This is a genomic window from Pseudomonas sp. GL93, from assembly GCF_003408955.1.
Lineage (GTDB): Bacteria > Pseudomonadota > Gammaproteobacteria > Pseudomonadales > Pseudomonadaceae > Aquipseudomonas > Aquipseudomonas paracarnis.
This window is the reverse complement of the sequence record NZ_NKRF01000083.1, coordinates 1-20,949: the sequence shown is the minus strand read 5'-3', so window position 1 is coordinate 20,949 and position 20,949 is coordinate 1. Positions and strand designations below refer to the sequence as shown.

22 protein-coding genes are annotated in these 20,949 nt (G+C 60.8%); 13 read left to right on the top strand and 9 right to left on the bottom strand.

Going from position 1 to position 20,949, the window contains the following annotated elements; all coding sequences use genetic code 11:
* Positions 1-35: 35 nt before the first annotated feature.
* Together CER19_RS18495 and CER19_RS18490 are read right to left on the bottom strand one after the other, a co-directional pair.
* Positions 36-1,364, bottom strand: a complete 1,329-nt coding sequence (locus tag CER19_RS18495; RefSeq protein ID WP_116667476.1) for an ATP-binding protein — start codon at positions 1,362-1,364, stop codon at positions 36-38.
* On the bottom strand, positions 1,361-2,116 hold the full coding sequence (locus CER19_RS18490) for a response regulator (protein WP_116667475.1): 756 nt from the start codon (positions 2,114-2,116) through the stop codon (positions 1,361-1,363). The genes CER19_RS18495 and CER19_RS18490 overlap by 4 nt, the downstream gene beginning before the upstream one ends.
* A gap of 119 nt (positions 2,117-2,235) precedes the next feature.
* Here CER19_RS18490 and CER19_RS18485 point away from each other — a divergent pair, with 119 nt between their 5' ends.
* The 3 genes from CER19_RS18485 (at position 2,236) to CER19_RS18475 (ending at position 4,189) form a co-directional block, all read left to right on the top strand.
* The gene (locus CER19_RS18485) at positions 2,236-2,541 is read left to right on the top strand and encodes a hypothetical protein (protein ID WP_116667474.1); all 306 of its coding nucleotides are present in this window, start codon (positions 2,236-2,238) and stop codon (positions 2,539-2,541) included.
* Positions 2,541-3,209: a DUF3313 domain-containing protein gene (locus CER19_RS18480; protein WP_116667473.1), complete on the top strand. Its 669-nt coding sequence runs from the start codon at positions 2,541-2,543 to the stop codon at positions 3,207-3,209. Before CER19_RS18485 ends, CER19_RS18480 begins: the two co-directional genes overlap by 1 nt.
* A 110-nt stretch (positions 3,210-3,319) precedes the next feature.
* Positions 3,320-4,189 carry an oxaloacetate decarboxylase gene (locus tag CER19_RS18475; RefSeq protein ID WP_014718426.1) on the top strand — a complete coding sequence of 290 codons (870 nt, stop codon included), beginning with the start codon at positions 3,320-3,322 and terminating at the stop codon, positions 4,187-4,189.
* Positions 4,190-4,193: 4 nt separating this feature from the next.
* Here CER19_RS18475 and CER19_RS18470 read toward each other — a convergent pair whose 3' ends face one another.
* On the bottom strand, positions 4,194-4,670 hold the full coding sequence (locus tag CER19_RS18470; protein WP_116667472.1) for a helix-turn-helix domain-containing protein: 477 nt from the start codon (positions 4,668-4,670) through the stop codon (positions 4,194-4,196).
* A gap of 107 nt (positions 4,671-4,777) precedes the next feature.
* On the opposite strand from CER19_RS18470, the gene fabF reads away from it, so the two are divergent.
* From fabF to CER19_RS18455, 3 genes are all read left to right on the top strand, one after another.
* The gene (gene fabF, locus CER19_RS18465) at positions 4,778-6,046 is read left to right on the top strand and encodes a beta-ketoacyl-ACP synthase II (protein WP_116667471.1); all 1,269 of its coding nucleotides are present in this window, start codon (positions 4,778-4,780) and stop codon (positions 6,044-6,046) included.
* A 71-nt stretch (positions 6,047-6,117) separates the two neighbouring features.
* Entirely contained in the window at positions 6,118-6,498 is a 381-nt protein-coding gene (locus CER19_RS18460; RefSeq protein WP_071484081.1) for a RidA family protein, read from the top strand.
* Between the two features lie 262 nt (positions 6,499-6,760).
* Positions 6,761-8,740, top strand: a complete 1,980-nt coding sequence (locus CER19_RS18455; protein ID WP_014718422.1) for a U32 family peptidase — start codon at positions 6,761-6,763, stop codon at positions 8,738-8,740.
* 69 nt (positions 8,741-8,809) lie between these two features.
* On the opposite strand, the gene CER19_RS18450 is transcribed toward CER19_RS18455, so the two are convergent.
* On the bottom strand, positions 8,810-9,724 hold the full coding sequence (locus CER19_RS18450; RefSeq protein WP_116667470.1) for a DMT family transporter: 915 nt from the start codon (positions 9,722-9,724) through the stop codon (positions 8,810-8,812).
* Between the two features lie 108 nt (positions 9,725-9,832).
* Between CER19_RS18450 and CER19_RS18445 the strand changes: the two genes are divergently transcribed.
* From CER19_RS18445 to CER19_RS18430, 4 genes are all read left to right on the top strand, one after another.
* Positions 9,833-10,285 (top strand): Lrp/AsnC family transcriptional regulator, encoded by a 453-nt coding sequence (locus CER19_RS18445; RefSeq protein ID WP_116667469.1) that lies wholly within the window; start codon positions 9,833-9,835, stop codon positions 10,283-10,285.
* A 136-nt stretch (positions 10,286-10,421) separates the two neighbouring features.
* On the top strand, positions 10,422-10,682 hold the full coding sequence (locus CER19_RS18440; protein WP_165861648.1) for a co-chaperone YbbN: 261 nt from the start codon (positions 10,422-10,424) through the stop codon (positions 10,680-10,682).
* Positions 10,679-11,002: a thioredoxin TrxA gene (gene trxA, locus CER19_RS18435; protein ID WP_116667467.1), complete on the top strand. Its 324-nt coding sequence runs from the start codon at positions 10,679-10,681 to the stop codon at positions 11,000-11,002. Before CER19_RS18440 ends, trxA begins: the two co-directional genes overlap by 4 nt.
* A gap of 167 nt (positions 11,003-11,169) precedes the next feature.
* Positions 11,170-12,516, top strand: coding sequence for a sodium:proton antiporter (locus tag CER19_RS18430; RefSeq protein ID WP_116667466.1), 1,347 nt, complete (start codon positions 11,170-11,172; stop codon positions 12,514-12,516).
* 120 nt (positions 12,517-12,636) lie between these two features.
* On the opposite strand, the gene CER19_RS29125 is transcribed toward CER19_RS18430, so the two are convergent.
* The 3 genes from CER19_RS29125 to CER19_RS18420 form a co-directional block, all read right to left on the bottom strand.
* Positions 12,637-12,771 carry a hypothetical protein gene (locus CER19_RS29125; RefSeq protein ID WP_005788437.1) on the bottom strand — a complete coding sequence of 45 codons (135 nt, stop codon included), beginning with the start codon at positions 12,769-12,771 and terminating at the stop codon, positions 12,637-12,639.
* Positions 12,772-12,782: 11 nt separating this feature from the next.
* Entirely contained in the window at positions 12,783-12,995 is a 213-nt protein-coding gene (locus CER19_RS18425) for a hypothetical protein (protein WP_032875270.1), read from the bottom strand.
* 85 nt (positions 12,996-13,080) lie between these two features.
* Positions 13,081-13,626 carry a hypothetical protein gene (locus CER19_RS18420; RefSeq protein ID WP_057975968.1) on the bottom strand — a complete coding sequence of 182 codons (546 nt, stop codon included), beginning with the start codon at positions 13,624-13,626 and terminating at the stop codon, positions 13,081-13,083.
* Positions 13,627-14,044: 418 nt separating this feature from the next.
* Here CER19_RS18420 and CER19_RS18410 point away from each other — a divergent pair, with 418 nt between their 5' ends.
* On the top strand, positions 14,045-15,454 hold the full coding sequence (locus CER19_RS18410; RefSeq protein ID WP_116667464.1) for a circularly permuted type 2 ATP-grasp protein: 1,410 nt from the start codon (positions 14,045-14,047) through the stop codon (positions 15,452-15,454).
* 2 nt (positions 15,455-15,456) lie between these two features.
* Entirely contained in the window at positions 15,457-16,407 is a 951-nt protein-coding gene (locus tag CER19_RS18405) for an alpha-E domain-containing protein (protein WP_116667463.1), read from the top strand.
* A gap of 102 nt (positions 16,408-16,509) precedes the next feature.
* Here CER19_RS18405 and CER19_RS18400 read toward each other — a convergent pair whose 3' ends face one another.
* Positions 16,510-18,771 carry an ATP-dependent DNA helicase gene (locus CER19_RS18400; RefSeq protein ID WP_116667462.1) on the bottom strand — a complete coding sequence of 754 codons (2,262 nt, stop codon included), beginning with the start codon at positions 18,769-18,771 and terminating at the stop codon, positions 16,510-16,512.
* Entirely contained in the window at positions 18,768-20,414 is a 1,647-nt protein-coding gene (locus CER19_RS18395) for a VRR-NUC domain-containing protein (protein WP_116667461.1), read from the bottom strand. The genes CER19_RS18400 and CER19_RS18395 overlap by 4 nt, the downstream gene beginning before the upstream one ends.
* Positions 20,415-20,603: 189 nt before the next feature.
* Between CER19_RS18395 and CER19_RS18390 the strand changes: the two genes are divergently transcribed.
* Positions 20,604-20,828, top strand: a complete 225-nt coding sequence (locus CER19_RS18390) for a YgdI/YgdR family lipoprotein (RefSeq protein ID WP_003191162.1) — start codon at positions 20,604-20,606, stop codon at positions 20,826-20,828.
* Positions 20,829-20,949: the final 121 nt, after the last annotated feature.

Below are 20,949 nucleotides of genomic sequence, written 5' to 3'. Positions count from 1 at the left end.
ACCTAATTCAATAATAATGCGCACTATGCATCACGCTAGCGCGGCAATTCAATCCGGGCCACCAAGCCCGAACCACGCCGATTGCTCAGGCTCAGCTCACCGCCCTGCTCGCGCACAATGGCCCGCGCCGCCGAGAGCCCAAGCCCCACACCGCCAGTGTTGCGGTTGCGTGAGGTTTCAAGACGAAAAAACGGGTCGAATACACGCTCCAGGTCAGCTTCGGGAATCCCCGGGCCCTCGTCGCTGACCTCGATGCACACCCTCTGGTCGTCAACACTCAGCGCAATGCTGGGGTGCCGGGCGTACTTGGCGGCATTTTCCAGCAGGTTGACCACCACCCGTTTAAGCCCCAGTGGCCGGCCGTGATAGACCAGATGGGGCGGCCCCCGGAAGTCGACCACCAGTTGCTGGTCGCGATAGTCGTCGATGATGGTTTGCAGCAGTTCCGACAGATCGAATGCCGTGCTGTGCTCCAGCACCGTATCGTCGCGGAAAAACGCCAGCGCGGCGTTGATCATCGACTGCATTTCCTCGACATCACGAATCAGCTTGTGCTGATGGTCCAGGTCCTCCATGAACTCGCAGCGCAGGCGTATCCGCGTCAAGGGCGCGCGCAAGTCATGGGAAATGGCTGCCAGCATTTGGGTGCGTTCGCCGATGAAATGCTGGATCTGCGCCTGCATGGTGTTGAAGGCGATGGTGGCTTGGCGTATTTCGTCGGGGCCTTCAATGTCGATGGGCGGTGCGCGCAGATCGCCACCGAAGCGTCTGGCGGCGCTGGCGAAACGCTGCAATGGCTTGGCCAATTGCCGGGTAGCGACCCAGGCGACCAGCAAGGTGGCGATCAACCCCAGGATGATGATCACCGCGATCCGCGTGGGTGCGCTCAGGCCCCAACTGCGTTCGGGCGGGATGAAGGCCAACCAGCTGCCGTCGCTTAACTGCATCAGCGCCACATAATGCGCGTCGGGGCTGCCACGGGGCCAATCGTCCGGGCTGTACACCTGAATGGTGCGCCCTGTGCCAAACAACGCCTGTATCCCGGGGACTTCGCCGGCTTGTAGCGCGTTACCGCCGCTGGGCAGGCCGAAATCCACGGGGTCGGTGTGCCACGTCACCTGCAACCGGGTATCGCTGGCCGCTGCCGCCAGTTGCGAGCGCAACGGCGCAGGCGCGGCCTCGATCACTTTCAACGTCGCGGCCATCTGCTCCAGCAGCCCCGTGCGGTCGATGGGCGGGCGCGCCCACACTCCGGCGACCTGCACGAACAAGGCATTGAGGGCCAGTGAGGTGAGCATTGCGGCGAGAATGGTCAGGGCGATCCGCCGGTTCAGCGTGTCGCGGCGCATCAGGCGGTGGATCATGAGCGGGTCACCGGGGCGGTGAACAGATAGCCGCCATTGCGCACCGTGCGGATCAGGTCCGGGCGCTTGCAATCGGGTTCGATCTTGCGTCGTAGCCGGCTGACCTGCACATCGATACTGCGGTCGAAGGCATCGTGGCCCTGGCCGTGGGTCAGGTCGATCAACTGGTCGCGGGTGAGAATGCGCTGGGGGTGTTCGAGAAACACCACCAACAAATCGAACTCGCCACCGGACAGCGGGATCATGACGCCCTCGGGCGAACGCAGCTCGCGACAGGTGATATCCAGATGCCAACCGGCGAAGGCAATCACCGGGCGTGAGCGCTCGTCGGCCGCACTGACCGACTGTCCCGCACGCCGTTGCACGGCGCGCAGGCGGGCCAGCAACTCGCGCGGGGCGAAGGGTTTGGTCAGGTAGTCGTCAGCGCCCAGTTCCAGGCCAACAATACGGTCGCTCAGCTCGCCCATGGCCGTGAGCATGATGATAGGAATGCCGAACTGCGCCCGCACTTTCTGACACAGGCTGAGGCCGCCTTCGCCGGGCAACATGAGATCAAGAATGATCGTGTCCGGCCGCTGCTCGGCGATGGCCGCCCACATGGCCTCGCCGTCGGCGGCCACGTCGACGTCATAGGCGTGCTGGACGAAAAATTTCTTCAGCAATGCCAGCACTTCCACGTCGTCATCAACGATCAGCAGTCTGCTCACGTTCACAGATTTCCCAGGCCAAAAAAAGACGACATCTAAAACCATTCCGGCGCCGGGGTCATTTATTTCAATCGAGCAACATTCCTTCGCCACGGACACAACCCGGACATCTTTGGGCAAAACCTGTCGGGCATGCTGCACGCCTTCCACTCAAGGAGACGCCTATGAAAGTTTCGAGCAGCAGGTACACCGAGCAAGCAGCTGGCGATGCGCGGCCATTGGTGCTGAGCCAGCGCACCTCCTCCCCCGCACAGGATAGCCCGATGCTGTTCCAGGAATCCTGCCTGGGGCTGAACGCGGACCGTATCGTGCTGCGTCGCTACTTCGAGCACTACAGCCCGCAGGCCGGGCGCTGGGTCGAGTACGCCCACTCCATTCCCATCGCCGAGCTTGTCCACTGGATCATGACCCATGGCCAGTTGCACATCGAATCCTCACACGACAAGCCAAACGAACAGGCAACCCATTGATGGCCCGTAAATGCTCACTCCTGCTACTGATGGCGGCCACCCTGAGCCTGATGGCTTGCAGCAGCAACAAGGTCGAACCCGAGCGATATACAGGCTTTCTTCATGACTACAGCCTGCTTAAAGAGCAACAGAGCCCGTCGGGCCAGACCGTACAGAGTTGGGTCAGCCCGGCCTTGAAGCGTGGCCGGTACAAGCAGGTCTATCTGGCGCCCAGCCAGTTTTTCCCGGCTGTTGAACCCACCGCTCAGATCCCGCAAAGCACGCTCTCCCACGTCACCGGCTACTACGACCTGGTACTGCGCTCGGAACTTGGCAAATACGTTTACCTGGCCTCAAAACCTGGCCCTGACACCCTCACAGTACGCCCCGCCATCACCCGCATCGCCACCAGCCCCCAGGGACTGCGGTTTTATGAGTGGCTGCCGATCCCCCTGGTCGCAGCGGGCGTGAGCACCGCCACTGGTATCCGCGATCGAGACAGTGAAATCGCCACGGAGCTGTCATTGGAAGATGGTTCGACCGGTGATGTCGTGGCGGCCATGGTGCGTAAAGGCACCGGCACTCCCCTGGCCAATGACAAGCAAGTCATGACCGCCGACAACGTCAAGGACGTGCTCGACGGCTGGGCCCGCGACCTGGGTACGTCGTACAGTGCAGTCGCTCGATAACCCTCGCCTTGCTCAAACGTCATAATCACAGGGGCATCTGCGTGGTAATCTCCCGGCACCACGAATAGACATTGATCGTCACTTGACGATGACCAAAGCCAGGAAAGACCATGCCCAAGATTTCTCACTCAGCGCTACGCCGTAACTTCCGTGACCTGCTGGCAACGCCTCTTTGCGTTGAAACCGCCTCCGTATTCGATCCCATGTCTGCCCGCATCGCGGCCGACCTGGGGTTTGAAGTGGGAATCCTGGGCGGTTCAGTCGCCTCCCTGCAGGTGCTGGCGGCCCCCGATTTTGCGTTGATTACCCTGAGTGAGTTCGTCGAGCAAGCCACCCGCATCGGTCGTGTTGCCCAGCTGCCCTTCATCGCCGACGCCGACCACGGCTACGGCAACGCCCTGAACGTGATGCGCACCGTCGAAGAACTGGAACGCGCCGGCGTCGCGGCGCTGACCATCGAAGATACCCTCTTGCCCGCGCAATTCGGGCGTAAATCCACAGACCTGATTTCCGTCGAAGAAGGCATCGGCAAGGTCAAGGCCGCGCTGGAGGCACGTGTCGATCCGGCGCTGTCGATCATTGCGCGCACCAACGCCGGCGTGCTGCCCACCAGCGACGTGATTGCGCGGACCAAGGCCTACGAAAAGGCCGGCGCTGACGGCATCTGCATGGTCGGCGTCAAGGACTTCGACCACCTGGAACAGATCGCGGAGAACCTCAGCGTTCCGCTGATGCTGGTGACCTACGGCAACCCACAACTGCACGACAGCGAGCGCCTGGCCAGCCTGGGCGTACGCATCGTGGTGGCCGGGCATGGCGCCTACTTCGCCGCGATCAAGGCCACTTACGACAGCCTGCGTGCCCAGCGTCAACTGACCCACAGCACTTCGAACCTCAGTGCGACGGAATTGACCCATACCTACACCTTGCCTGAGAGTTATGTGGCGTGGGCCGAAGAGTTCATGGATGTAAAAGAGTAATCAATCACTCACGGTTCAGCCGTTGGCGCATCCCTGCGCTGGCGGCCGGGCCGGGCTGTACCACGCACTGATCCATCGCCACCAACCCACCTTCCTCCGTCGCCATCACCGGCTGCACCGGTCGGCCCGTCTCGCGTTCCACCACCTCGACACTGATGCCCTCCTCGGCGTAATGCCGATTGCCCCACGCCACCAACGCCATCAGCACCATACGAAAGTCTTCGCCCCTGGCCGTCGGCACGTATTCGTAGCGTGGCGGCCGCTCGCTGTAGGCGCGGCGCTCCAGCATCCCCGCTTCTACCAAGCCATTAAGGCGGCGCGTGAGCATGTTGGGCGCGATGCCCAGGCTGCGCGAGAACTCGTCGAAACGGCGCAAACCGTGCAAGGCGTCGCGCATGATCAGCATGCTCCACCACTCCCCTACCCGTTCAAGGCTACGGGCGACGGGGCATTCGGCACTGATGAGGGATTTGCGCTGCATAGGTATTCCTGTGTGCGAGTACAAACTTGTATGACACCATGTTACTTTCATGATGATAGTGACGTCCATACGCTGTGTATCCTTCAAGCAACAGGAGTCGATTGAGCATGAGTAAACGTATCGTCGTGACGGGCATGGGCGCACTGACGCCGCTGGGGTCGAGCGTGGAATCCACTTGGCGGCGCTTGCTGGACGGGCAGTCGGGCATCCGCCGTTTGCCGCAAGAATTGATCGGGGATCTGGCGGTCAGCATCGGCGGCCAGGTGCAAAGTGTGTTGCAAGACCCCGAAGCCGGTTTTGATCCTGATCGACTGTTGGCGGCCAAGGAACAGCGCAAGATGGACCGCTTTATCCTGTTCGCCCTGGCGGCCGCGGATGAAGCCCTGAAGCAAGCCAATTGGGCCCCCAAAACACCCGAGGAGCAGGCGCGCACGGCGACTATCATCGCCTCCGGTGTCGGTGGTTTCCCAGCCATTGCCGATGCGGTGCGCACCACTGACAGCAAGGGCCCGCGTCGTTTGTCGCCCTTCACCATTCCATCGTTTCTGAGCAACATGGCTGCCGGGCATGTGTCGATCAACTATGGCTTGAAAGGCCCTTTGGGTGCGCCAGTAACCGCGTGTGCCGCTGGGGTTCAGGCTATCGGCGACGCAGCGCGAATGATCCGCGCTGGAGAAGTCGACGTCGCGGTATGCGGCGGTGCCGAAGCGGCGATTCATCGCGTCAGCCTTGCCGGCTTCGCCGCAGCGCGGGCGCTGTCCAGCGATTTCAATGCCACCCCGGAGCGCGCTTCGCGACCCTTCGATCAGGCGCGCGACGGCTTTGTGATGGGCGAAGGCGCCGGCATTCTGGTAATTGAAGAACTGGAGCATGCACTGGCGCGAGGTGCTCAGCCGATTGCCGAACTGGTGGGCTATGGCACCAGTGCGGACGCCTATCACATGACCGCAGGGCCTGAAGACGGTGACGGTGCGCGTCGAGCAATGACTCAAGCGTTGCGCCAGGCGGGCATCGAGGCGTCGCAGGTGCAGTACCTGAATGCCCACGCGACCTCCACACCTGTGGGCGACAAAGGCGAACTGGCGGCGATCAAGACGCTATTCGGTACCGGCGGCAGCCCGGCGATCAGCTCGACAAAATCCGCCACCGGCCACTTGCTCGGTGCTGCGGGAGGCATCGAAGCCGTCTTCACCGTACTTGCCCTGCGTGACCAGATCGCGCCAATGACACTCAACCTGGAAAACCCGGACGCCCTCGCCGACGGCCTGGACATGGTGCGCGATGAGGCCCGGCCCATGCCGATTGAATATGCGCTGTCCAATGGCTTCGGCTTTGGCGGCGTGAACGCCAGCGTGCTGTTCCGACGCTGGCTATGAGCCGGGGTTTGCCCCTGGGGTGAATTTCACCGACCATGGCGCCTTTCTGTTCCTGCCAACACGAGGTGCCCATGGCCAACCACGACCTGTCCTATACCCCTGACCCGGACGCCGACTCCATCTCCTCCGATGTAATCGGCTTCAACGGCATCCTGGTCTCCACCCAGATTCCCACCCGCGCCGATGGCAGCCTGGAGTTGGGCGATATCACCCTGCAAAGCGAGTGCACCCTGCAAGCGCTGAAAGTCGCGCTGGAAAAAGCCGGCAGCTCTATGGACCGGGTCATGCACCTGACTATTTATCTCACCGACATGGCCGACCGCGCGGCGTTCAACGAGGTCTACAAGCGCTTTTTCGCCAAGCCCTGGCCAGTGCGGGCAGCAGTAGGCGTTGCCGCCTTGGCGGTGGAAGGTATGCGGGTAGAAGTAACGGCGATGGCTGCCAAGGCTTGAATCTGTAACGACTTTAGAACCGAACTGATCGGAATGTCGAACTCGGTCAGAAAGGTGGGAGCTGGCTTGCCTGCGATAGCGGTGGTGAATGTTCCATCGCCATCGCAGGCAAGCCAGCTCCCACATTGGGTCTTCGTTGCGTTGAGCATTGCGTTCGCTTAACGGACTTGCATTAGGCCCGACAGCCCTGCGGTAGATGCCGCCCAGGCATTTCACGGCTACAATGTGCGCCTCAACCGTGACAAGCCTGACTAAAAAAACTATGTCCTTGCCCAAGCATCACCTGGAATTGCTCAGCCCTGCCCGCGATGTCGCCATTGCGCGTGAGGCTATCCTGCACGGCGCCGACGCCGTTTATATCGGCGGGCCGAGCTTCGGCGCTCGCCATAATGCGTGTAACGAGGTGAGCGATATCGCTCAACTGGTGGAATTCGCCCGCCGTTACCACGCCCGCGTCTTCACCACCATCAACACCATCCTGCATGACAACGAGCTGGAGCCCGCACGCAAGCTGATCCATCAGCTCTACGATGCCGGTGTCGATGCGCTGATCGTGCAAGACCTGGGCGTGATGGAGCTGGATATTCCGCCGATCGAGCTGCACGCCAGCACCCAGACTGACATCCGCACCCTGGGCCGGGCCAGGTTTCTCGACCAGGCCGGTTTCTCGCAGTTGGTATTGGCCCGCGAGTTGAACCTGCAAGAGATCCGCGCCATTGCCGACGAGACCGATGCCGCCATCGAGTTCTTTATCCACGGCGCCCTGTGCGTGGCGTTCTCCGGGCAGTGCAATATCTCCCACGCGCAAAATGGCCGCAGCGCCAACCGTGGCGACTGCTCCCAGGCCTGCCGCCTGCCCTACACCCTGAAAGATGACCAAGGCCGCGTGGTGGCCTTTGAAAAGCACCTGCTGTCGATGAAAGACAACAACCAGAGCGCCAACCTGCGCGCCCTGGTCGAAGCGGGCGTGCGTTCGTTCAAGATCGAAGGCCGCTACAAGGACATGGGCTATGTGAAGAACATCACCGCCTACTACCGCCAGCGCCTCGACGAGATCCTCGAAGACCGCCCGGACCTGGCCCGCGCTTCCAGCGGCCGTACCGCGCACTTCTTCCTGCCCGACCCGGAAAAAACCTTCCACCGTGGCAGCACCGATTACTTTGTCAGCGACCGCAAGATCGACATCGGCGCCTTTGATACCCCGACTTTTACCGGCTTGCCCGTAGGCACCGTGGAAAAAGCCGGCAAGCGCGACTTGCAGGTGGTCACCCATGAGCCGCTGTCCAACGGCGACGGCCTCAATGTGCTGATCAAGCGTGAAGTGGTGGGATTCCGCGCCAACATCGCCGAGCCCAAGGGTGAGTTCGAGGAAGACGGTGAGAAGCGCTACCGCTACCGCGTCGAGCCCAACGAAATGCCAGCCGGCCTGCATCAACTGCGCCCGCATCACCCGCTCAATCGCAACCTGGACCACAACTGGCAACAGGCCCTGCTCAAGACGTCGGCCGAGCGCCGTATCGGCTTGTCATGGGTCGCGTGCCTGCGTGAAGAGCAGCTGCAAATCACCGCGACCAGCGAAGAAGGCATCAGCGCCAGCGTCACCCTGCCCGGCCCGTTTGGCGTGGCCAATAAGCCGGAACAGGCACTGGACACCCTGCGCGACCTGCTCGGCCAGCTCGGCACCACCGAATACCACGCCACCCGCATTGAGCTGGATGCGCCGCAGGCGTTCTTCATCCCCAACTCGCAGCTCAAGGCGTTGCGCCGTGAAGTGATCGAAGCACTGACCGCCGCACGCGTCGCCGCGCATCCGCGGGGTGGGCGCAAGGCTGAAACTTCGCCGCCGCCGGTGTATCCCGAAGCGCACCTGTCGTTCCTGGCCAACGTTTACAACCAGAAGGCCCGGGACTTCTACCACCGTCACGGCGTGAAGCTGATCGATGCGGCCTTCGAAGCGCACGAAGAAACCGGCGAAGTGCCGGTGATGATCACCAAACACTGCCTGCGTTTCTCGTTCAACCTGTGCCCTAAACAGGCCAAGGGTGTGACCGGGGTAAAGACCAAGGTGGCGCCGATGCAATTGATCCACGGTGACGAAGTGCTGACCCTGAAGTTCGACTGCAAACCCTGCGAGATGCATGTGGTGGGCAAGATCAAGGGGCATATCCTCGGCCTGCCGCAGCCAGGCAGCGCCGTGGAGCATTTCAACCCGGAAAACCTCATCTATCAGGGCACGCACTAACCGCTTTTGTAGGAGCGGGCTTGCCCGCGAAAAACCTGAGGACGCCGCGTGTTAACCAAATGCGCAGCGTTATCGTTGGAGTTTTTCGCGAGAAAGCTCGCGCCTACCGAGGTTGCGGGGCCACCACCAGCCCCGCTGCAACCCCGCCGCTGCCAGCAGAATCGCCGCCACACCCAGCCATTGCAGCCACCCCAGGCGATGCCCGAACGCGATCCAATCCACAAAGATCGCCGCAATCGGGTAGATGAACGACAGTGCGCCGGTAATGGCCGTCGGCAGTTTCTGGATCGCGCCATACAGCAGTACATACATCAAACCCGTGTGCACCACTCCCAAGGTGACCAAGGCCGCCCACGTCGTGGTGGATGCTGGCAGGCCATTCCAGGGCACCAGCGGCGCCAGCAATAGCGCGCCAGTGGCCACCTGGATCAACGCCATCAAATGCGGCGGTACTTCCTTGAGGCGCTTGATGATCAACGCCGCGACCGCATACAAAAATGCCGCACCCAGGGCCAGCGCGATGCCTACCAGGTAATCACCGCCACCCGTTTGTTCGCCATGGGCGGTGACAATCGCCAACATGCCCAGAAACGCCACGCTCAACCACGCCAGTTTCTGCACGGTGATTTTTTCACCGAGAAACAGCGCCGCCAGCATTACCAGAATAAACGGCTGCACGTTGTACACCGCGGTGCTGATAGCGATGGAGGCACGGGAATAGGATTCGAACAGCAGCAACCAGTTGCCGACAATGGCCACGCCGCTGAGCACGGCCAGCCCCAGTTTTGCCCAACTGAGCAGGTCCAGGCGCAGGTAACCCAGCCAGGCGCACACCAGCACCAGCGTCAGCGCACCGATCACGCAGCGCCAGAACACCACTTCGATCACCGACACGCCAGACACCAGCACGAACCAGCCAATGCTGCCCGAGATCAGCATGGCGGCGACCATTTCCCACGACCCGCGACGGATGGATGAATCCATGATTGAGGCTCCTCAAGTGAGGCTTCAGTATGGCAATCTGTTGGTGACGGCTACAGCGACTAAAAAAGGCAAAATCCCGAAATCACCTTTTCTTATTAGGCACAGACCATGATCGACACCATCGACCAGCAATTGATCGCCGCCTTGATGGACGACTCGCGGCTGTCCCTCAAGGCCCTGGCAGGGATCACCGGGCTCTCCTCGCCCAGCGTCAGCGAACGCCTGCGGCGCCTGGAAGAACGCGGCGTGCTGACCCACTACACCGTCGACATCGACCCCAAACACTTCGGCTACCTGCTACAAGCCATCGTGCGCATCCGCCCCCTGCCCGGCAAACTGCAGGAAGTGGAGCGCCAGATCCAGGCGATCCCTGAGTTCACCGAATGCGACAAGGTCACCGGCGAGGACTGCTTCATCGCCCGCCTGCATGTGCGCACCATGGACCAGTTGGACAGCCTGCTGGACCGGATCAATGGGTATGCCGAAACCAATACTGCGATTGTGAAGAAAACCCCGGTGAAACGGCGCTTGCCGCCGTTGGGGGATCGCAGAGGTTTGTAATGCCGAGGGACTGTTATGGCGATGTGTGACCTCGCTCGGTTTTATCGCCGATCAATATAAAAAACTGTCAGTTTTCACAGCTGCGCATAGCAGTGGCTGGCGCTAGCGTTAGTGCATGACACAGGAGGGAAACCCCATGTTCTGCACAGCGCTGAAAGAGATCAACGACGTCAGTTTCCAGGCCCAGGTGCTAGAGGCTGAAGGTGCGGTTTTGGTCTATTACAAAGACGCCTCTTGCGAACCGCCGGCTTATTTCGAACATTTTGCCGATCGCTATTCGGGCCGATTGACCATTGTCACGTTGGACATCGATGAAAACCCGGCAATTGCGGCGCGATACGGCGTGCGTGAAGTGCCGGTTGTGATGCTGTTTAAAGATAAAAGGAGATTTTCATGAGCGATATCAAAAACGTCACTGATGCGTCATTTGAGGCGGATGTTCTCCAAGGAGGCCTCCCGGTATTGTTGGACTTCTGGGCCGAGTGGTGTGGGCCGTGCAAGATGATTGCGCCCCTGCTGGACGAGTTGGCGGCCGTATATGACGGCCGATTGGTCATTGCCAAAATGAATGTCGATGACAATAGGGATGTGCCGGCTAAGTTTGGCATTCGGGGCCTCCCAACCTTAATGCTGTTCAAAGATGGTAAACTCGCAGCAACCAAGGTAGCTGCAATGTCAACAGCACAGTTGACTGCCTTTGTCGATTCCTACTTGTGACCCTTCCAGCCCCAGGCCAAACACAGTCAAGCCCGCTCCCACAGAGTTGCGAGGGCCTGACCTCGGCGGATAGGCGGCTTGATCGACACTTCAGGGCGGCGATTGTTTGAACCCGCCCTTGGCCACGGCCCTCCAAGCTGAATGAACCACGGCCGGATGTACGCACGATGACTTTCATTCTATGGTTGGCCGTATTGGGCGCCGTACTGCTCACCCTCGCCCTTACCTCCTCCTATTTGCGCTGGATGCCGGTGACCACCTCAGCGGTGTGCCTGTTGCTGGGCATCGCCATTGGCCCGCTGGGCGTGGACTTGTTGCACCTGGATGTGAAGGGCTCGGCGCGCTGGATGGAGCACCTGACGGAAGTGGCGGTGCTGTTTTCGCTGTTTGTCAGCGGTTTGAAACTGCGCCTGCCGCTAAAGCACCGCACCTGGCGCATCGCCTTTGGCATGGCTGGGCCGGTGATGCTGCTGACCATCCTCGGCAGCTGCCTGTTACTGCACTACCTGTTCGATTTAACCTGGGGCGTTTCATTGCTGGTGGGGGCGATGCTGGCGCCCACCGATCCGGTACTGGCTGGCCTGGTGCAGGTCAACAATGCCCAGGACTATGACGCGTTGCGATTCGGCCTGTCCGGCGAAGCAGGGTTGAACGACGGCACTGCGTTTCCTTTTGTGATTTTTGGCCTGCTGTTCATGCAACATGGCGGTTTCGACGGCGACTGGTTCGGCGGCTGGGTGCTGAAGAACCTGCTGTGGGCGGTACCGGCCGGGCTGTTGACGGGTTACTGGATGGGCCGCGGCATTGGCCGTATCACCCTGCGCCTGCGCTTGATCAATGCCGATAGCACCCTGTCACCGAATGACTACCTCACCCTCGCGCTGATTGCCCTGGCGTATGTGACGGCTGAAGCGGTCGGCGGCTACGGCTTCTTGTCGGTGTTCGCGGCGGGCCTGGGGCTGCGCCAGGCCGAGGTCAAATCCACCGGTTATGCGCAAACGCCGGCCGAGCACCTGGCCCAGCCGGTGGTGGGCCATCGGGAGATCGACCCCGAGCAGGCGCTGCACGGTGACGTCAGCCAGTTGAAGGACACCCAGATCGCCGCCGGCGTGATGATGGGCGACATGCTGGCTTTCGGCAGCCTGGTGGAGCGCTCGATGGAGGTGTTCCTGGTCAGCGTATTGGGCATCGTGTTGGTCAGCCATTGGGATTGGCGCGCGCTGGCGGTGGCGGCGTTGCTGTTCTGCGTGGTTCGCCCGCTCAGCGTGTTTGCGATGCCTTGGGGCAGCCTGCTGGATCGGCGGCAACGCAGCCTGGTCAGTTGGTTTGGTATTCGCGGGATCGGCAGCCTCTACTACCTGTTCTATGCGCTCAACCATGGGCTGATAGGTACCAGCAGCGCCGTGGCGGTGAACCTGACCCTCTCGGTGATCGCGCTGAGCGTGATGGTGCATGGCCTCAGCACCCAGCCCTTGCTGGCGTGCTACGAACGACGCGCCGCGCACAAAAAATGAATCCTGCGCCGGGCTTGGCGTGATGGATAACCGCGTACAGGGCCAGCAGGTCTCGCTTGATCAAGCACAGGAAGGAGATCTCCTGTTCAAGTTCACCGATCCCTCTGGCCCGCCGCCGGATCAATCCTGACTGTCGGTATTGCCGACGTCGGCCGCTTCATCCAGATCGTTGAGCGGCACTTGCGCATCATCCATCAGCGAACCCGGATCTTCATTGCCGGGGTCGTTGAGTTCTTCGTCGAGTTCTTTTGACATGACCGTCTCCGTTAACCGCCTTGGGTATCGATATCGGCATCGGTTTCAGGCTTGTGCTCGCGCTCAGGCTTGAAGTCTGGACTGTAGTCGTTTTCCTTGGCCTTGGGGTCGCTGGCAGGCGTCGGGTCCTTGGGCGCATCGGCAGCGGTGCCCGGAGCGGGCTCGCCACCATCGATGGCAGGGTCATTGCGGTTGCTGGTTTGGGGATCGTTGGATGTAGACATGGCATACCTCTTCACAGACCGGTGATAAATCTTTACCGCGTAAAGCTAAGGCGCCACGTGCCCCAGTGAAGTTCCGTCCGATTGCTCAGCGCAGCGGATTGTCCACCTGGATATAGAACGCATAGATACCCAACACCAACCAGAACACCATGAACAACCACGGCGCGCGCATGGAAAACAACAACGACTTGCGATAGCCCTTGTGGCTCGACTCCATCTCAGAAAACAGTGGCGACTCATCGTAGGCCATGCCCATCACCGGTTCGCTGCGCAGCAATTCGCTTTGCTTGTAGTGCCAGTGGTCGATGATTTCATACGCAGCACGGATACCGGGCCAGGCATTCAGCGAACTGAGAATACCCAGCGAAACCAGGAAGATCGGCACCACCAGCGTGAACAGCTTGCCCCATTCCGGGTTGAGGTTGCCCATGCCGGAGACAAAGGCAATCACCAGGAAGGATTGCGCGGTCAGGTAGGCGTCGGTGCGGTTGGCCAGGATGCTGGTTTCGTATTGGATCTCGCGCCGGTAAAAGTCGAGGCGGTCCTTGGGCGAGCCGAATATCTTTGCGTTGTGTTCGCTGTGGTCGTTCAGGGCCGCTTCCGGAGTGTGGGGGGAGATGATTCTGGACACGACGATGCTCCACAAGGTGACGAAACTCCTTAGAAGAATCGGGGCTCGGTGAAGTTCAAGTGGGTTGACGCACCAGTTTGGGGCGACCACCGCCCTCTGTAGGAGCGAGCTTGCTCGCGAAAAACGTCAACGATGACGCGGGCTTCCTGAATAAACGCGGTGCCGGTGAGTTTTTCGCGAGCAAGCTCGCTCCTACAGGAGGTTTACCGGTGATTAACCGCATTCCGGCACAGGCATTGCTTTATCCATTCACCAGCCGGAAAACAGGAGCATGCGTTACCCCCCGACCCAGAGCCGCCCCCATAAGAAAGTAAGGACCAGGTCTGTTGGCACCTTCAGCCACGGGCTCATAAAAACATGCGTTTTTTTAAGCGGCAGTGCCACCCAAAGCCACACTGGGCACTGACAAGGTACTGGAATGGCTCGATCTTTCTTTGATGAAATGAATGACGCAAATGGCGTATGCCGTGCGCACTATCAGGACTTCTCTCGCTGGCTGGCCAACACGCCGCCGGAACTGCTGGCCCAGCGTCGCCGTGAAGCGGATTTGCTGTTCCATCGCGCCGGGATCACCTTTACCCTGTATGGCGACGAGCAAGACACAGAACGCCTGATTCCCTTCGACATCATTCCCCGCAGCATCCCCGCCAGTGAATGGAGCCTGATCGAGCGCGGCTGCATCCAGCGGGTCAATGCACTGAACATGTTCCTCGCCGATATCTACCACGACCAGCGCATCATCAAGGCAGGGATCATTCCCGCTGACCAGGTCCTGGGCAATGAGGGCTATCAGAAAGCCATGGTCGGTCTCGACCTGCACCGCGGCATCTATTCGCACATCTCGGGCGTCGATCTGGTGCGCGACGGCGACGGTACCTACTACGTGCTGGAAGACAACCTGCGCACCCCCAGCGGCGTGAGCTACATGCTCGAAGACCGCAAGATGATGATGCGCCTGTTCCCGGAAGTGTTCGCCAAGCAGCGCATTGCCCCGGTGGACCACTACCCCAACCTCTTGCTCAAGACCCTCAAGAGCGCCAGCCGCCTCGACAACCCGAATGTGGTGGTGTTGACCCCTGGGCGCTTCAACAGCGCTTTCTTCGAACACGCGTTCCTTGCCCGGGAAATGGGCGTGGAACTGGTGGAAGGCGCCGACCTGTTCGTGCAGGACCTCAAGGTGTTCATGCGCACCACCGACGGCCCCAAGGCCGTGGACGTGATCTACCGACGCATCGACGACGCCTTCCTCGACCCCCAGGCGTTCAACCCCGAGTCGATGCTCGGCGTGCCCGGGCTGGTGGCGGCTTACTGCGCCGGCAATGTGGTGCTGGCCAACGCCATCGGCACCGGAGTGGCTGACGACAAGTCGATCTACCCCTATGTTCCGGCCATGATCCGCTTCTACCTGGACGAGGAACCGATCCTGCAAAACGTGCCGACCTTCCAATGCCGCAAGCCCGATGAACTGTCCCATGTGCTGGCCAACCTCGAGCAGTTGGTGGTCAAGGAAACCCAGGGCTCCGGCGGCTACGGCATGCTGGTGGGCCCGGCGTCGACGGCCGCCGAGATCGAGGACTTCCGCCAGCGCATCAAGGCCCGTCCCCATGCCTATATCGCCCAACCCACCCTGAGCCTGTCCACCTGCCCGACCTTCGTCGAAAACGGCATTGCGCCCCGGCATATCGACCTGCGCCCCTTCGTGCTCTCGGGCAAGGAAACCCGCCTGGTGCCCGGTGGCTTGACCCGCGTGGCGCTGAAGGAAGGCTCGCTGGTCGTCAACTCGTCGCAAGGCGGTGGAACCAAGGACACCTGGGTGGTGGAGGGCTGAGTATGTTGAGTAGAACCGCTGCGGACCTGTATTGGATGTCGCGCTACCTGGAACGCGCCGAGAACCTGGCGCGCATGCTGGAAGTCAGCTATTCGCTGTCACTGATGCCCCAGGCCGGGCGCAGCGATGGTCTGGATGAACTGGCGATGTCGTTGCTCAGCAGCGGCACCCTGGACAGTTACCTTGAGCGTCACCAAACCCTGGATGCCGAGCGCATGCTGCATTTCTTCGCCCTCGACGAAGAAAACCCGGCCAGCATCTACAACTGCCTGCGCGCCGCCCGAGGCAATGCCCATGCGGTACGCGGACGCATCACCGCCGACATGTGGGAAAACCTCAACGCCACCTGGCTGGAAATGCGCAGCATCGCCGCCGGTGGCCTGGCACGGCATGGCATCAGCCACTTCTGTGATTGGGTCAAGCAACGCTCGCACCTGTTTCGTGGCGCAACCTCGGGCACCATCATGCGCAATGACGCCTACCGCTTCATTCGCCTGGGCACCTTTGTCGAACGTGCTGACAACACCTTGCGCCTGCTGGACGCGCGCTATGAGATGTTCGGCGAAGAGTCGGAAGAAGTCAGCGACGTATCGGCACGCGGTTATTACCAGTGGAGCGCGCTGCTGCGCGCGTTGTCGTCGTTTGAGGCCTATACCGAGCTGTACCCGAATGCCTTGAATGCACGCTCGGTATCCGAGCTGTTGCTGTTGCGCAGTGATGTGCCGCGTTCGCTGCATGCCTGCATCGAGGAGTTGAGCCATATCCTGGCCGACCTGCCCGGCAGTTATGGGCGCACGGCGCAACGCCTGGCGGCGGAGTTCGAGGCGCGGCTGCGGTACACGGGGATTGATGAAATTCTGGAAGATGGGCTGCACACTCGGCTGACAGAGTTTATCGACACCGTGCGCGAGCTGGCGCGGGAGATACAAAGCTCCTACCTGGAGGTGGTCTAACACAACCTGTAGGAGCGAGCTTGCTCGCGAAAAACTCACCGGCGCCGCGTTAATTCAGAAAGCCCGCGTTATCGTTGACGTTTTTCGCGAGCACGCTCGCTCCTACAGGGGGTTGATCGCCCACCAACGTGGGAGCAACTGGCGTACCCGCGACTCGCCAAAGCGGTCGTCGATCAGCATCACCACCCCGCGATCCTGCTGGCTGCGGATCACCCTCCCCGCTGCCTGCACAACTTTCTGAATACCGGGATACAGGTAGGTGTAGTCATACCCCGCGCCGAAAACAGCGCCCATACGTGCCTTGATCTGTTCATTCACCGGGTTGAGCTGCGGCAAACCCAGGGTGGCGATAAAGGCACCGATCAGGCGCGCTCCGGGCAGGTCGATACCTTCGCCAAACGCACCGCCCAGCACCGCAAAGCCAATGCCCTGGCTGTGGTGGGTGAACTGCTCCAAAAAGGCGTGGCGCTCGGCCTCGGCCATGCCCCGCGCCTGCAACCACAACGCAATCTGCGGGTGCCGTTCGGCCATTAACTGGGCCACCTGTTGCAGGTAATCGAAGCTTGAGAAAAACGCCAGGTAGTTACCCGGTTGCGCGGCGAATTGCCCGGCGAGCAGTTCCACAATCGGTTCCAGCGATGCCTGGCGATGCACAAACCGTGTAGAGATGCGGTCAATGATGCTGACCTGCAATTGCTCGGCCTTGAATGGTGACGCCACATCAACCCAGGCGGTATCCGCCGGCAGGCCCAGCAAGTCCGCATAATAATGGCGCGGGCTCAGGGTTGCGGAAAACAGCACGCTGCTGCGTGCGGCGGTCAACCTGGGCCGGATGAACTCAGCGGGCACCACGTTGCGCAGGCACAGGGTCGAGCTGCTGCGCTTGCCGCTGAACGTGCGTTTGGTGATATCGAAGATAAAGTGCTCGTTGAACAGCTCGGCCACTTTGGCCCATTGCAGCGCGTCGAAGTAGAAGGCTTGCAGGTCGCCGTTGAGGGCTTCGGGGTGGTCGTTGAAGTAGTCGCCCATGGCGCTGGTACACAGGCTCAGGGCCTGGAGCAGTTTGTCAGGTTTGGCCGCATACGCCTGATACGGTGCGAGTTGATCCTTGTGCAAGGCATTCCACTCACGGTTCAAGCGCTGCAAGGGTTTGTTCAGGGGCTCGGGCGCGTTATCGCGCAAGGTCTTGAGGCTGTACTGGTCCAGGCTGGCGCTGTACATCGAGCGCGCCCGTTCGACCAGGTTGTGCGCCTCGTCCACCAGCACCGCGACGCGCCATTGGTTGAGCTGGGCCAAGCCGAACAGCATGGCGCCAAAGTCGAAGTAATAGTTGTAGTCGGCGACGATCAGGTCGCTCCAGCGCGCCATTTCCTGGCTCAGGTAGTACGGGCATACCTGATGGGCCAGCGCCACGTGGCGCAGGCTGCGTTGATCGAGCAGGCGCACCTTGGACGCGGCCTGGCGGGCGGCAGGCAGGCGGTCGTAAAAACCCTTGGCCAACGGGCAGGAATCACCGTGACAGGCTTTGTCCAGGTGTTCACACGCCTTGTCCCGGGCCACCAGTTCAAGCACACGCAGTGACAGCTCGGGGCTGCTGTCGTACAGCACCTGGGCGGCATCCAGGGCCAGCTTGCGGCCGGGCGTCTTGGCGGTGAGGAAGAACAGTTTGTCCAGTTGCTGCGGCGCAAGGGCCTTGAGCAGCGGGAAAATGGTGCCGATGGTCTTGCCAATACCCGTGGGCGCCTGGGCCATCAGGCACCGGCCCGTAGTCACCGCTTTGTAGACCGACTCGGCCAAGTCGCGCTGCCCGGTACGGAAGTCGGCATGGGGAAACGCCAGGCTCTGCGCGCCAGCGTTGCGTGTCGCGCGATGCTGCATCTCCTGCCGGGCCCAGTCCAGGAACAGCGCGCATTGTTGATTGAAGAACTGCTCAAGGTCTGGCGCATCGAATCGCTGGTTCAGCACGGTTTCGCCTTCGCCGACGATGTCGAAGTACACCAGCGCCAGGTCGATATGATCGAGCCCGAGTTTCTGGCACATCAGCCAGCCATACACCTTGACCTGGGCCCAGTGCAGTTGCCGATGGTTGGCGGGCTGGGCAGCGAGGTCGCCACGGTAGGTTTTGACTTCTTCCAGGCGGTTGGCGTCCGGGTCGTAGCCGTCCGCCCTGCCCCGCACCTTGAGTTGCTGGTAGTCGCCCTCCAGGGGGACCTCGTGCTGATAGTGCGCGCTGCGCCGGGATGCCACCGTGCGATGGCCGACGATGCCTTCCTGGGCGCTGGGCGACGGCGTAAAGCGCAGGTCGAGGTCACCGACCTTGGCCGTGAACTCACACAGCGCCCGCACGGCCACGCTGTAACTCAAGCGGGTTGCTCCGCCCAACGCACGTAGCAGACGGTGACCGGCATCTGGTACTCGCCGCAAAATTGCAGCCACCGCAACTGGTTGTCCTGCAGGCGGTCGCCGGGGCCCTTGACCTCGATCATGCGGTAGGTATTTTGCGCGGGCCAGAACTGGATGAGGTCCGGCATCCCGGCCCGGTTGGCACGGATATCCTGCAACAACCGCGTAAACCAATGGCGCAAATGTTCGGCGGGCAGGCAGGCCAGGGCTTGCTCCAGCAGGTCTTCGCTGAGCAGGTTCCAGAACACAAAGGGCGACTGAATGCCCCATTTGTCTACGTAGCGTTGGCGGATGCTGGCCTTGTAGCGACCGTCCTCCAGTTGCGCAAAGCACGCGGCAAACAAGGCTTCCCGGCGTTGATAAAAGTCCTCGCTGTGCAGGTCCGCCGGCCCACGCTGGAACGGGTGGAAGAACGCCCCCTGCAGCGGCGCAAAAATCGCCTCCCAGCACAACAAGCCAAACAGCGAATTGATCAGGCCATTCTCGACGTAATGCACCGGTGCATCCGGTTCGCTCAGGTGCGCCAGCACGCAGGATTCCACCGACAGCAGCGGTTCCTGCACCAGCGAAAGGTCCAGGCGTGCCACCGCTTGGGGCTTGGCCCTGGGCAGCGCCGGCCCGCCGAGTTTGCGCCGCAGGCGCGGCACTACGCGCAGCAGGTGTTGTTGTTCCGCTGCGCTGTGTGGGGCCTGTTGCGCCTCGGTCGCCAGGGCCATGGCTTGGGCGTAATCCTCCTGGCGCTCCAGTACGCGGATCAGCCGCGCCCGCGCCCCGGGATGAGTGCAATTGCGGTAGATCTGTTCGGCCAGTGCCAGCTCGGCGCACCGTTCGCAATACTGGCCGATCTGGAACAGCAGCTTGGCGCGACGCTTTTCCAGCCAGGGGTTGTCGGTGCACAACGTGGCGACCTGCGCCAACACCGTATCCAGCGCCTCACCGGCTTCAAAGGCTTGCTGGCACTGGTGCAGGAATAGAAACCCATGCACGTCGTCACGGCTGCGTAAACCACGAGACTCGGCGCAGAACTCGACTTTTTCATAGGTGTAGATGCCCAGATCTGCCAACACGAATTCCGACCAGTCCTGGTGCAGGTTGCCGAAGAACATCAGACGCAGGCGATCACACAACTCCATCACCGTCAGGCTATAGAGCACATCGTCCACGTCGGGACACCACTGGGCAAAGCTGCGCGGCTCGGTAAATTGCGCGGCCAAGGGCTCAAGCCAGTCAGCCTTGTTGCCCTTGGGTTGATTGATCCAGGGTTTGAAGGCGCCGAGCAGTTCATTTTTTTGCAGCAGCGCGAACAGGGTGGCAAACGGCAGCGGGCTTTGATCCTCTACCCATCCCAACTCACGCAAAGGCCCCGCCGCCGCATGAGGGCAACCGATTTCCAGGTAATGGAGCTTGGCGGCACGAAAATGCACGCCCTTGCGCATCACCATCCGCACCAACAACGCCTGGGACGCCAGAGGCAACCTGTCAAATTGCTGAATGAAATGCTGTTCGTGCGCATCGAGCAAATCGGCATAGCGCTGCCCCAACCAAACCAGGACTTGGCGGAAGTTATGCAAGTAATACAAGGGGTCTTCGAGGGGGTTGGCCATGGCGCAGAGCAATCAAATACTGGTTATGCATACAGATTGCCGGGGCAAAGCGGTTGTTGCAATCAGTAATAGATAAATGGCGCCTGCAACTTTTTGCAAAAAAACAATCTGATGAGGGGGTTGATCAAGTAATATTTATGGCCGCGCAGCCAGACGCTGCGGGACTTTTCAGGGTTAAAGGTAAGGGTTATGAACATGAAGAATTTGGGTCTGCCACTGGTTGCACTCACTTTTCTGGTATTGGCCGGTTGCTCCACGCAAACCGTAGTGACCTTGCAAAATGGCACGCAATATTTGACCAAGGACACGCCCAACGCCAAAACGGCCGATGGCTTCTACGAGTTCACCGATATTGCCGGCAAGCGCATTCGTATCAAGGCCGATGATGTGGCCACGGTGCGTAAGGAAAAATGATCATCTAGCAAAACCCTTCAAATGTGGGAGCTGGCTTGCCTGCGATGGCGGCGGTCGAGACAGCCATGCGGTGACTGACAAATCGCTATCGCAGGCAAGCCAGCTCCCACATTTGAAGGGT